The 12,660-nt window shown below is 35.0% G+C and carries 13 protein-coding genes; all 13 read right to left on the bottom strand.

Annotated features, from left to right (window positions below; translation table 11 throughout):
* Positions 1 to 4: 4 nt before the first annotated feature.
* Positions 5 to 700, bottom strand: coding sequence for a GntR family transcriptional regulator (locus tag Q5N69_RS00870; protein WP_304366971.1), 696 nt, complete (start codon positions 698 to 700; stop codon positions 5 to 7).
* A gap of 278 nt (positions 701 to 978) precedes the next feature.
* Positions 979 to 2,208, bottom strand: coding sequence for a nucleoside recognition domain-containing protein (locus tag Q5N69_RS00865; protein ID WP_304366731.1), 1,230 nt, complete (start codon positions 2,206 to 2,208; stop codon positions 979 to 981).
* Between the two features lie 552 nt (positions 2,209 to 2,760).
* A complete protein-coding gene (locus Q5N69_RS00860) occupies positions 2,761 to 3,534 on the bottom strand; it encodes a TatD family hydrolase (protein ID WP_304366730.1) in 774 nt (257 codons plus the stop codon).
* A 73-nt stretch (positions 3,535 to 3,607) separates the two neighbouring features.
* A complete protein-coding gene (locus Q5N69_RS00855; RefSeq protein WP_304366728.1) occupies positions 3,608 to 3,934 on the bottom strand; it encodes a PilZ domain-containing protein in 327 nt (108 codons plus the stop codon).
* 3 nt (positions 3,935 to 3,937) lie between these two features.
* Positions 3,938 to 4,894 (bottom strand): hypothetical protein, encoded by a 957-nt coding sequence (locus tag Q5N69_RS00850; protein ID WP_304366726.1) that lies wholly within the window; start codon positions 4,892 to 4,894, stop codon positions 3,938 to 3,940.
* Between the two features lie 135 nt (positions 4,895 to 5,029).
* A complete protein-coding gene (gene tmk, locus Q5N69_RS00845; protein ID WP_369686658.1) occupies positions 5,030 to 5,686 on the bottom strand; it encodes a dTMP kinase in 657 nt (218 codons plus the stop codon).
* Between the two features lie 74 nt (positions 5,687 to 5,760).
* Positions 5,761 to 6,765 (bottom strand): endolytic transglycosylase MltG, encoded by a 1,005-nt coding sequence (gene mltG / locus Q5N69_RS00840; protein WP_304366723.1) that lies wholly within the window; start codon positions 6,763 to 6,765, stop codon positions 5,761 to 5,763.
* Entirely contained in the window at positions 6,765 to 7,565 is an 801-nt protein-coding gene (gene pabC / locus Q5N69_RS00835; RefSeq protein ID WP_304366721.1) for an aminodeoxychorismate lyase, read from the bottom strand. The genes mltG and pabC overlap by 1 nt, the downstream gene beginning before the upstream one ends.
* A 576-nt stretch (positions 7,566 to 8,141) precedes the next feature.
* Positions 8,142 to 9,374: a beta-ketoacyl-ACP synthase II gene (gene fabF, locus Q5N69_RS00830; RefSeq protein WP_304366719.1), complete on the bottom strand. Its 1,233-nt coding sequence runs from the start codon at positions 9,372 to 9,374 to the stop codon at positions 8,142 to 8,144.
* Between the two features lie 130 nt (positions 9,375 to 9,504).
* Positions 9,505 to 9,738, bottom strand: coding sequence for an acyl carrier protein (acpP, locus tag Q5N69_RS00825; protein WP_076417854.1), 234 nt, complete (start codon positions 9,736 to 9,738; stop codon positions 9,505 to 9,507).
* 152 nt (positions 9,739 to 9,890) lie between these two features.
* A complete protein-coding gene (gene fabG / locus Q5N69_RS00820; protein ID WP_304366717.1) occupies positions 9,891 to 10,625 on the bottom strand; it encodes a 3-oxoacyl-ACP reductase FabG in 735 nt (244 codons plus the stop codon).
* Positions 10,626 to 10,634: 9 nt separating this feature from the next.
* Entirely contained in the window at positions 10,635 to 11,570 is a 936-nt protein-coding gene (gene fabD, locus Q5N69_RS00815) for an ACP S-malonyltransferase (RefSeq protein WP_304366715.1), read from the bottom strand.
* Positions 11,571 to 11,619: 49 nt separating this feature from the next.
* On the bottom strand, positions 11,620 to 12,651 hold the full coding sequence (gene plsX, locus Q5N69_RS00810; protein ID WP_304366713.1) for a phosphate acyltransferase PlsX: 1,032 nt from the start codon (positions 12,649 to 12,651) through the stop codon (positions 11,620 to 11,622).
* Positions 12,652 to 12,660: the final 9 nt, after the last annotated feature.

The following is a 12,660-nucleotide window of genomic DNA, read 5'->3' as shown; positions in this document are numbered from 1 at the left end:
TAAATTAAGTTTGTTCTGTTATTTTTCTTTCAATATTTTTACGAGATGCTGCAATATGCCGACGCATTAATAACTCCGCTAATTCTCCATCTCGGTCTGCAATTGCTTGAATAATTTGAGAATGTTCTTCAAAGGCACGTTTAGCTCGAGAGCTTTTCATACCAAATTGAATTCGATACATGCGCACAAGGTGATAAAGCTGCCCGCAAATAATATTGATAAGTTGTTGATTATGGCTACCTAGAATAACTTTATAATGAAAATCTACATCACCTTCTTCTTGGTAATATGAAATACCATCTTTTAAATCTTGTTGGTTACTGTGATCTTTAAGCATTTGTTTCATGCTGAGAATTTCTTCATCGGTCATGTTCATTGCAGCTTGTCTACACGCCATACCTTCTAAAGCCTCACGTGTAATGTATAGCTCTAATAAACCTTCTATTGAACAATCTACAACACGAGAGCCTACATTAGCTTTACGCTCTATTAAGTGACATTTTTCTAATCTATTTAAAGCTTCGCGTAAGGTTGAGCGACTAATTTCGAATTTTTTCGATAATTCTGGCTCACTAATTTTACTACCCGGTGCTATAACTCCATTTACAATTTGATGGAGAAGTTGTTCATAAACCTTATCTGCAGTAGTTACAGCAGCTAAGTGAGTTGGGTTGTTTAAAGTATTAAGCTCTAGAGGCATATATTGTCGACACATTTAAAAACATGGATAGATTATAAGCAAAAATGATAATAATTCAACAAAACAACAAAAAATTGTCGACAATATGGTTGTTGGTAAACTATTTTGTTATAAACCAAGGAGTTTATGCAAAAAATAAATTACTCATACACAGAGAGATCGATGGATTGAATCGCTAAAAAGTAGGTTTAATTAAAATATAGACTTTAGATATGAACGTTTTTATCAGAAAATGATAATAGTAGAGGGAAATATTTTAAGCAGAATAGTTAATAATATTAGCCAAAGAACCAGTAGCAAACGCCGATAGCCGCTAAAATTCCTGCAGCATCTGCAATTAAACCACAGCTAACAGCATGCCTACTGTATTTAATACCTACAGAGCCAAAGTAAACAGCGAGTACATAGAAAGTGGTTTCAGTAGAGCCCTGAAAAATTGATGCTAACCTACCCGCGAATGAATCTGCGCCGTGGGCATTCATAGTTTCAATCATCATAGCTCTTGAGCCAGAACCACTTAATGGTTTCATCATAGCGGTAGGCAATGCATCGATAAAACGAGTATCCATACCAAAAAATACAGCTGATTGTCTAAATATGTCGACAACTACATCTAAAGCACCACTAGCTCGGAACACGCCAATTGCGCATAGCATAGCCAATAAATACGGAATAAGCTTAATACTCGTTTCGAAACCTTGCTTAGCACCTTCAATAAAACTGTCGTACACATCAATTTTTTTACGTACTGCTGCCGCTATAAAAATAATCAGGGTAGAAAAGATCAATATATTACCAAATAGTGACGATTGCTGTGCTAAAGCTTGAGAAGTTAAAGTCGCAAAATATACCGTTATCCCACCAATAAGTGCGATAGCCGCAGATAAATACAGTAAAACGATGGGATGATGTAATTTAATTTTTTGCACACTCGCCACAGCTAATAAGCCTGCGAATGTTGAGGCAAAAGTTGCGAGCATTATTGGTATAAAAACATCCGTAGGGTTTACAGCACCTTGTTGTGCTCGGTAAACAAAAACAGCAACAGGAAATAAGGTAACGGAGGAAGTGTTTAAAACAAGAAATAAGATTTGCGCATTAGTGGCTGTATCTTTTGTTGAATTGAGTGTTTGCAGATCTTGCATTGCCTTTAGTCCTAAAGGTGTTGCAGCATTATCTATTCCTAAAAAATTAGCCGATAAATTCATCGTCATTGAACCAATAGCCGGATGACCTTTTGGTACGTCAGGCATTAGTTTTGAAAATAAAGGGGAAATTGCTAACGCCAATTTATTTATTAGGCCAGCATTCTCGGCTATTTTCATCATGCCTAACCAAAAAGCTAAAACACCGATTAAACCTACCGCTATATCAACAGTGACTGAAGACATTTCAAAAAGGGATTGTATGATTCTTTCAAAAACGAGCGCATCACCCATCACTCCCCATTGATATAATGAAGAAATAAAAGCAATAAAAAAGAAGCTGATCCAAAGGCGATTTAGCACAAATACATTTTCATTAAGTAGAATAAAAAGATGATGGCATAATTAAGGTAACAATAACAGCTCACTTACCTTGTACGGAAAACGGTTGGTATAAAGTGTGTAACCCGTAAAAAACACAGTCACCTTTATAAAGAAAGATAAAATAACAAACTATTAATCCATATTTATCAATTGATTATAAAAAAAACAAAAATAAAGAAAAATAAATTAGTATTGCTAAAATATTACACTACACTTAATTAATATAAAGTTTAGTTAACTTTAACAATAGAAAAACACTTGCTCGCTGCTTGGTTATTTCTCTAGGTAAGTTTATTAGCACTGGTTCATATGAACCGCCCCCTAAGCCCTTAATTAGCAATAATTATGGGCTATTTTTTTGTCTATAGATTTTTATATTCCACAGAAACAATAAGCAGAGATTTTTTATACTTAATTTAGTTTCTCAGCAGCTTTTGATTAACCTATTCAAAAGAATAATATGTAAAACTATTATATAACCTAAAGCCAGTCAAACATAAGTATTAGCAGCTGTAATATCCCTAAATAATTTTATTTATTCAGGTTAAATAACCTATTAAAGTTTTGTGTAGATATTGCCGCTATGTGCTCAACCGATTGCCCACGAATACTAGCAAGATGCTTGGCAACCTCAACAACATAAGCGGGTTGATTTTGTTTACCTCGATGAGGAACCGGGGCTAAATAAGGTGAATCAGTTTCTATCAAGATTCTATCGTCAGGTATTTTCTTAGCGACTTCTCTTAATTCTGCTGCGTTTTTAAAGGTAACAATGCCAGAAAAAGAAATATAGAAACCTAATTCTATTGCCTGCTCTGCCATTTCCCAACCTTCGGTAAAGCAATGTAAAATACCTCCAACATTTTGAGCATTCTCGTCACGCAATACTTTTAAAGTATCTTCTTGGGCAGCACGCGTATGAATAATCAGTGGCTTATTGATTTTGTTTGCAACTCGAACATGTTTAATAAAAGAGTCTAATTGAACCTCTTTAGTTTCTGGTGCATAAAAATAATCAAGACCCGTTTCCCCTACTGCGATAACACGCTCATGCTGCGATAGTTGAAGTAATTCATCTTCATCGACTTCATCTTCCTGATTTAAAGGATGCATTCCGCATGATAAGGAAACGTTTTTATATTTTTCAGTGGAAGCTGCCATTGCAGGAAAGTCTTTCAACGTAACACTGACACAAAGCATATGATCTACTTGTACTTCTTTCGCAGCATTTATTACGTTATCTAAATTATTGTCAAATTCTTCAAGTTTTAAACGGTCTAAATGACAATGTGAATCTATAAACAAAGGTAACTCCAACAAAATATGTATATTATTAAATAAAAAGAAAAGCGTTAAACTATTGGCATAAGCCTTTAATTTACATCGTTAAGGTAGGATCTGAAGAATTTAAGAATCGTGCAATATATTTCTCTATTTGATTTTTTACTAATTCAGGATCATCAACAAAGCTAACACCAACACCTGCAGGTGTACCACTTTGAGAACCAATAGGTGTTAACCAACAAACTTCACCTTTTACTTCTGCACTTTCTAACGCGTCAGGTAACGAAACCTCAAGTAAAACTTCAGTTCCTAATTCAAAGCGAGAATTTGTTTTATAGAACAATCCACCATTTTTCAAAAAAGGCATGTAAGCTTGGTATAAGTCTCGTTCTGAAATAAATTCTACATATATATTTTTCAATGCTTACTCCTGCGATTGCTCGTGAATTAAAATATTATCGATATCAACAATAAGTTTTTCAAGTATAAATTGAATATTCACCTGACTTAATGTTTTACTTTTATTTATTGTAGCCGTTATTTTATTGTAAATATGCCATAAAGTATCTTTATTTAATAAAGTAGAGAAACTTTCTGTTGAATCATCTTCCTTACTCCATCCATTAGCACCTCGCATCGCATGGGTCGTCGCTTTTTCTAACCAACGTAGGCCGTAAGGGGAAGCGAGTGACATTTTAACAATTTGAGTGCGACCTTCACCTTTAGTGATGTAATTAAAAAAAGTTCGTTCAAATGTTTCGTATTCTGCTGCGACGTCTGCACTACTCAATTCAGGTAAATGGCTTAAATTAGTAAACGCATTTGTGTTATTAGCACTCACGTTAATATGCTGCGCTAAAATATCACCTGAAGGAGGTCGTATTTCAAATAAACGACATCGGCTAATTATAGTCGGTAAAAGTGTATCTCGCTCACCAGAAAGTAAAACGATAATACTATTATCACTTGGCTCTTCTAATGTTTTTAATAAAGCATTAGCTGCAGCGACTGTCATTTTATCTGCTTGTGGAATTAAGACTGTCTTAATAGTCCCTATCTGCGCCGTTCTTTCAAAAAAGGCGCTAACCTTTCTGACACTATCAACACCTAATGAATTTTTTTCAGCGATAACAGTAGAATGATCGGGATAATTATCTTTAAGTAATAATTTACAATGTTTACATTGATGACAAGGTTGAAGAATATCTTTTTGCGAGCTATCTGAAATAGTTTGAGTACATTGAATAACTTGAATCAACCAATTGGCTAACTCCTCTTTACCACTGCCTTTAACACCACTAATTAAAATCGCATGTGGAAGATTACCAGCAATGATATGTTGAGAAAATAAGGCTTGTTCTTTAGCTAACCAGCTTTTCATGTAAGTAACCTATTGATACTCTAAGTTTTGCTATAAATTGATGCTTGAGTTGTGCATCAGGCTCGGTTATTAAATATAAACGCTGACTAAAACGTGAAATGTATCAAGTTTAGTAATAAATATTCACTATCAAAATTAACACGTAGAGTGGTTTTCAATAAGTCTATCTATAGCTGATATTACTTCATCAGCTACTTCTGCTTGGGTTTGTGATGCATCTATTACTGTAAATTTACTTGGATTCTGTTTTGCTTGAGTTAAATAACCATTTCTTGCTCGCTCTAAAAACTCCATTTTTTCATCTTCCATTCGGTCTAAACCTTCACCGCGTTGCATTACACGCTCAAGGCCTACTTTAGGGTCAAGATCCAAAATAATATTCATGTCAGGAGAAAAACCGTTTAAGGCCATATCATTAATTTTGCATATGGTGTCTAAATCAATGCCTCGAGCATAATGTTGAAAGCTGAATGTTGCAGCATCAAAACGATCTGAAATAACCACTTTTCCTGCCGCTAATGCTGGCAATATCTTTTCATTAATATGCTGTGCTCTACCGGCCCCAAATAACATGAGCTCGGTTAAATTACACATTTCAGGAGTTGTAGGATCGAGAATAATCTCTCTAATTTTCTCGCCTATAGGTGTACCACCAGGCTCTCTCGTAACAATAACGTCTAAACCTTTGTTTTTTAGGTACTGCTCAATTGTTTTTATTACTGTTGTTTTGCCTGCGCCATTACTTCCATCGCAAACAAGCATAAAACCTTTTTTCATTAAATTATCTCGCAGTACATTATTTATCTATTATTAAAATTTACTTTAAAATCAGGTATATCATAACTAAGGCGACGCTGAATCTCTAGCTATTTACTTTTAGTCGCAGACAAATACTCCGCAACCGCTTTGTTATGTTCTTTTAGTGTTTTTGAAAATACATGCTTTCCAAACCCATCACTTACAAAGTATAAATAATCAGTTGTATCAGGATGCATTGCAGCTGTTAGGGCAAGTTTTCCTGGCATGGCAATAGGTGTAGGAGGTAAACCATCAATACGATAAGTGTTATAAGCTGTTTTCTCACGCAAATGTTTGCGCTTAATGTCACCTTTATACCTTTCGCCTAATCCATAAATGACCGTAGGGTCTGTTTGTAAACGCATTTTCTTATTTAATCTATTAACAAATACTGAGCTAATAATGGGATGTTCACTTTCTAAAGCACTTTCTTTTTCAATAATTGAAGCCATGATTAACGCTTCATATGAACTTTCATAAGGTAGGTCAGGATCTCTTCCGTTCCATAAAAAGTCGAGTTCTTTATTCATCCTATTATTTGCTCGGCGAAGTATTTCTAGCGTCGACGTACCTGCAGTGAAGAAATATGTATCAGGGAAAAATAAGCCTTCAGGTTTTTTATAATTGAGTCCTAAATGCTCAGCAACATTATTTACTGAAAGATCAGGTATTTTATGTGCCAAATTTTTATCGTTTGCTAATGCAATTAACCAATCTTTTAATGTACTCCCTTCAATAAAGGTAATAGCAAATTGATGCTCTTTACCCTTAACCAGTAATGTTATTAACTCAACATAATTGATATCTGTAGGAATAAGGAATGAGCCTTGTTTTAAGGCGCTTAATTCAGGTGTTAACTTAATATAAGCTTTAAGCCAAAAGTTAGTCTCTATCCAACCTTTATTTACAAGCTCTCTAGAAAATGAGCTAACCGTTGAACCTTTTTTTATTGTAATAAGTTCGGCTTTGGTTAATGGAATTTTCTTATGTACTTGCTGGTTCATATAACCATATAAAGCCACTAAAGATAATATGGCAATTAAGATGGCTGATAAAAGTAACTTTTTTAACATTAATTAATGTTCGCTATGTGTGCTTTAAATTGATGAACTTGTTGTATATCAAGTTCACTATCCGCGTAACTTATTACGGGTACTATTTCCATTATTGAGTTGGTAATAAAAATGGATTGTGCTCTTAGAATGTCAGAAGCTTTTGCTTTAATGATTTTAGTACTAGGATGTTTTCTTAAAACTTCAGCTCGTTGTACACCTGCTACACCGCTGTCTTTGATTTCAGGTGTAAAAAGCTCACCATTTTCAAACCAAAAAACATTAGCGCAGGTTGTTTCTATAACTTCATCAAAAATATTGAATACAAGTAAATCATTAAAACTCGTTTGATCTAATTCGTCCCTGATCAGCACTTGCTCTAATCTGTTTAAATGTTTGACTCCAGCAAACATTGGATTGATGCCTAACTTAATAGATGAATTTGCTAAGGAAATACCTGAGTTTTGCCACTCAAGGTATTTAGTTGGAAATTCAGATATCTTAATAATGATATTTGGATGACTAACCCCTACTCGAGAATAACCTCTGCCGCCTTCGCCTGAAGTTATAACAACTTTTACTACAGCTAACTTATAGCTTCTACTACATTCAATCAGATCTTTTTCTAAGGCTGTAAAATCTACATCTAAAATCTTAAATAAACGACAGCCTGTTTGTAAACGTTTTATATGAAGATGTAATAGCTCTATCTCTCCATTGGTAACTTTAGCTGTTGTAAAGATACCATCGCCATACGCTAAACCTCTATCATTGATAGATATATGATTAATTTGTTGTCCATTAACAGATTGAAAATACATAGTTATTTAAACACTTAGCTTGGTCGAATATAGATAAAGGGTGTAGTTTATTATTTATTAGAAATTAATAATACCAAACGGATTAATTTATTGCTCACTTAGCGAGAATTTAAAGGCTTAGAGGCACAGGTTCATAGTTCCAGACTGAACCTAAGCACCTACCTCCATGTAGGCGAGGCATTGATTGAAGAGAATGGTTATTCTCGGTAACTGCTCCTGCGTTACCCTAATGTCCTACATCCATGTAGGAACCTTGTCAAAATCAATAACGCGGCATATAAGCCTTTAAATTCTCGCCCTTGGGGAGCTCATTAGCAAACTGATAACATCACAAAATTAAAAAAATATAGAATAACTATGTTTAATCAATTTTGCTTGTTCTAAGCTTGCTAATGTAGCTCTAAGTTGCTCAATAAATTAATCCGTTTGGTATAACACTAAAAATAGGTTTAGTTGAATTGGAGCGCTAAAATTAAATGGCGTAAAATAAAAAACCTGAATAATTGTAAACAAATATTCAGGTTTTATTGTTTTTGACTTAAGCGTTAATCACACTTAATACTACGCTACATCAATTTACATTTTTTTGAAAATCAATGAACCGTTTGTTCCGCCAAAACCAAACGAATTACATAAAGTATATTCTAAAGATACATCTCTAGCAGTATTCGCAATATAATCTAAATCACACCCTTCATCAGGGTTGTTTAAATTAATTGTCGGTGGAACAGCATTATTAACTAAAGCTTGAATACTGAATATTGCTTCAACCGCTCCAGCAGCACCTAATAAGTGCCCTGTCATCGATTTAGTTGACCCCATCATTACTTTATCAGCATGTTGTCCAAAAACCGACTTAACCGCATTGGTTTCAGCAATATCACCTGCAGGAGTAGAAGTACCATGAGCATTGATATAACCAATTTTTGATACATCAACTTTCGCATCATTAATTGCATTACCCATTGCTAAAGCACCACCAGCACCATCAGCAGGAGGAGATGTCATATGATAAGCATCACCACTCATACCAAAACCTACTAATTCAGCATATATGTTGGCGCCACGTGCTTTAGCTTGTTCATACTCTTCAAGCATAATAACACCAGCACCATCGCCTAATACAAAACCGTCTCGATCTTTATCCCAAGGTCTTGAAGCTGCTTGAGGATCATCATTACGTGTAGATAACGCTCTTGCTGCACCGAATCCGCCCATCCCCATTTGGGTTGAAGCTTTTTCTGCACCGCCAGCAAGCATAGCATCAGCATCGCCGTAAGCTATCATTCGAGCTGCATGACCAATATTATGCACACCACTTGTACAAGCAGTAACAATTGAAATATTAGGACCTTTCAGACCATGCATAATAGATAAATGACCTGCAATCATATTAATGATTGTAGAAGGCACAAAGAAAGGAGATAGTTTTCGAGGGCTTGTTTTAAGCATTTTCTCGAAATTCTCTTCAATAAGCCCTAAACCACCAATACCAGCACCAACAGCAACACCTACACGTGTAGCATTTTCATCAGTTATTTCTAAACCTGAATCTTTAATTGCTTGCACACCTGCAGCTACGCCATATTGAATAAAGAGATCCATTTTTTTGGCTTCTTTACGAGCCATATAGTCTTCAGCACTAAAATCTTTGATCAATCCTGCAAACTTAGTCGTATATTCAGTTGTGTCGAAATGTTGAATATCGCTAATACCACTTTTACCAAGTAGTAAATTTTGCCAAGTTGTTTCTGGATTGTTACCCAAAGGGCTTAACATACCAAGACCGGTAACTACAACACGCCGCATAGGATGAGTTGCCTCCGATAGAAAAGAATTTTGAAAGGGGGTTATTCGTAAATGATGAATCTATGAGATTACGAACACTGATTTAAAAATATTTAAGGCGGTGTATAAACCGCCCTAAATATATTAACAATTACTGATTAGCGTTAACGTAATCAATAGCTGCTTGAACTGTAGTGATTTTTTCTGCTTCTTCGTCAGGAATTTCAGTATCAAATTCTTCTTCTAACGCCATAACTAATTCTACAGTGTCAAGTGAGTCAGCACCTAAATCATCAACAAATGAAGATTCAGTTTTAACTTCTGCTTCACTTACACCTAACTGCTCTATAGTGATTTTTTTTACGCGTTCTTCGATAGTACTCATTTTTTTTCCTTTACTAGAAAATGCTATTTTTCAAATTGTATGTAGTGTATTCGTCAAAAGCTTAGCTTGCAAGTAACTAATTTTATTTTTATTACTGGTCAAACCTGTTGCTATTGTATGAACATATTAGATTTTATAATTTATAAAATCAACTATAACATGTACATACCACCATTAACGTGCAATGTTTCACCAGTAATATATGCTGCATTATCTGATGCTAAAAAGGCAACAGCACTTGCTATTTCGTCAGGTTTTCCTAAACGGTTTGCAGGAACTTGTGAAAAAATGCCTTCTTTTTGTTCATCTGTTAAGGTTTGTGTCATGTCTGTATCGATAAAACCAGGAGCAACTGTATTAACAGTTATGCCTCGAGAGGCAACTTCTCTTGCTAAAGATTTAGTAAAACCTAATAAACCAGCTTTAGCTGTTGAATAGTTAACTTGCCCTGCATTCCCCATACTACCAACAACAGAACCAATGTTAATGATTCTACCATTACGTTTCTTCATCATAGGACGAATTGCAGCCTTACTAAGCTTAAATACTGATGAAAGGTTAGTATCGATAATATCTTGCCATTCTTCATCTTTCATTCGCATAAAGATGTTATCTTTAGTTATACCTGCATTATTAACAAGTACATCTACCGCAACATATTTTTCTTTAATTGCATCAAATAAAGCAGCAATAGAATCGTTATCTGTTACGTTCAATACCATGCCATTACCTTCGCCTAAGTACTCACTGATTTTATCAGCACCACTTTCTGAAGTTGCAGTACCAACAACGGTTGCACCTAAGTTTTTTAATTGAGTTGCAATCGCTTTGCCAATACCACGGCTAGCACCTGTAACTAAAACAACTTTACCTTCTAATGAAAACATATTTAAACCTTACTTAATTAATTCTAATGCTTTAGTTAATGAAGCATTATCATTAACCGATTCACATGAAATTGATTTATCAATCCTTTTTAATAAGCCTTGTAATACTTTACCTGGGCCTATTTCTAAAACTTGTGTACAACCATTTTTTGCTAATAATTCAATAGTTTCTGTCCAACGTACTGGAGAATACAACTGTCTTACCAATGCATTTTTAATACTTGCTTCTGAAGTTTCAATAGCTACATCAACATTATTAATGACTGGAATAGTTGGTGTATTAAATGTAATTTTATCGAGCTCTTTAGCCAATTCTTCGGCTGCACTTTCCATTAATGCACAATGAGACGGAACACTAACAGGTAAAGGTAAAACGCGTTTAGCACCCGCTTCTTTACATAAAACACCTGCACGCTCTACTGCAGCTTTATTACCAGCAATAACAACTTGCCCTGGTGAATTAAAGTTAACAGCAGAAACCACTTCATTTTCTTGCGCCTGTTCACATGCAGCAATAATAGAGTCATCAGCTAAGCCAATAACAGCAGCCATAGCACCAACGCCTTCAGGAACAGATGTTTGCATTAATTCGCCACGTTTCTGTACAAGTTTAACAGCATCGCTAAGACTAATAATATCAGCACACACTAAAGCAGAGTATTCACCTAAGCTGTGACCCGCTAATGTAGACGGTTTTATTTCTGTCTTTGCAGCAAGTAATCGCCATAAAGCAACACTAGCTGTTAATAAAGCTGGCTGAGTAAAATTTGTTTGATTTAATTTTTCAGCTGGTCCTTCAGAAACAAGTTGCCATACATCATAACCTAATGCATCAGATGCTTCTTTAAAGGTTTCTTGTACAACGCTTTCTTCTGAAAAATCTGCAAGCATAGATACAGCTTGAGATCCTTGTCCTGGGAAAACAAACGCCAAATTATTTTGCATTATTAATACCTATTTATGTTCTATTTGAATGTTGTTGTTTTATCTAAAATTAATCAGCTAAACTTTGCTCAAGTTTTTTCTTAATTTTGTCTGGAACTTGTCGTTCCACTTCTCTAGCCGCTTCCATAATAGCAGCCAAAAAAGCCAATGAACTTGCATTACCATGGCTTTTAACCACAATACCGCGTAATCCTATCAGACTTGCACCGTTATACTGGTCAGGGTTCAGTGACTTAAATAACTTTTTAATCGTTGATGCAAAAAACTTTCCTAGCAGACGTGTTAATAAACGCTTAGATAATACAGTTTTAAATTTGCTATAAACCATTAACGCCACACCTTCACATGTTTTAAGTGCAACATTACCAACAAAACCGTCGCACACGATAACGTCAGCTTTATTGGACAAAATATCATTACCTTCAACAAAACCAATATAATTGATATGAGGATTATTGGTTAGTTGAGCTGCAGTATATTTAATATGATCACTACCTTTAATATTTTCGGTACCCATATTAAGTAATGCAACTTTAGGACTTTCTATCCCATCAACTTCTTCAGCTAAAACAGAGCCCATAATAGCGAATTGATAAAGCACGTTTGAATCGCAAAAAACATTTGCCCCAAGATCTAACATAAAAACGTGTTTATTCTCGTCATGAGTAGGTAAAGCAGAGATTAGCGCTGGACGTTCAACACCTGGGAGCATTTTCAATACATAATGAGCTGTTGCAAACAAGGCTCCTGTATTTCCGGCACTAACACAAGCTTGAGACTTATTGCTTTTAACAAGATCAATCGCTTTACGCATTGATGAGTCTTTTTTGTTTTTTAAAGCGCTTGCAGGTAGTTCGTCCATTGCAACAGTTTCAGTTGAATGACAAATAGAAAGTTGAGGATTATCTTTTTGATGAAGTTTAGTGAGTTCTTGTGTAATGAAGGATTCATCACCGCAAAGTATAAGATGCAAATTAGGCATTTTTTCAATAGCCATAATTGCAGCAGGAATAGTTATTAAGGGGCCTTTATCGCCCCCCATAATATCTAACGATATAGTTAGATTAAAATCACTATTCATAAATTAGTT

Origin of the sequence: Pseudocolwellia sp. AS88 (genome assembly GCF_030551755.1) — a bacterium.
GTDB lineage: Bacteria > Pseudomonadota > Gammaproteobacteria > Enterobacterales > Alteromonadaceae > Pseudocolwellia.
This window is presented reverse-complemented; position numbering and strand designations above follow the sequence as displayed.

What these genes read in the sequence shown, in the direction of transcription:
- plsX (WP_304366713.1), bottom strand. Translation starts at nt 12,651, where the DNA reads ATGAATAGTGATTTTAATCTAACTATATCGTTAGATATTATGGGGGGC.
- pabC (WP_304366721.1), bottom strand. Translation starts at nt 7,565, where the DNA reads ATGTATTTTCAATCTGTTAATGGACAACAAATTAATCATATATCTATC.
- mltG (WP_304366723.1), bottom strand. Translation starts at nt 6,765, where the DNA reads ATGTTAAAAAAGTTACTTTTATCAGCCATCTTAATTGCCATATTATCT.
- acpP (WP_076417854.1), bottom strand. Translation starts at nt 9,738, where the DNA reads ATGAGTACTATCGAAGAACGCGTAAAAAAAATCACTATAGAGCAGTTA.
- fabG (WP_304366717.1), bottom strand. Translation starts at nt 10,625, where the DNA reads ATGTTTTCATTAGAAGGTAAAGTTGTTTTAGTTACAGGTGCTAGCCGT.
- fabF (WP_304366719.1), bottom strand. Translation starts at nt 9,374, where the DNA reads ATGCGGCGTGTTGTAGTTACCGGTCTTGGTATGTTAAGCCCTTTGGGT.
- fabD (WP_304366715.1), bottom strand. Translation starts at nt 11,570, where the DNA reads ATGCAAAATAATTTGGCGTTTGTTTTCCCAGGACAAGGATCTCAAGCT.
- Q5N69_RS00870 (WP_304366971.1), bottom strand. Translation starts at nt 700, where the DNA reads ATGCCTCTAGAGCTTAATACTTTAAACAACCCAACTCACTTAGCTGCT.
- Q5N69_RS00850 (WP_304366726.1), bottom strand. Translation starts at nt 4,894, where the DNA reads ATGAAAAGCTGGTTAGCTAAAGAACAAGCCTTATTTTCTCAACATATC.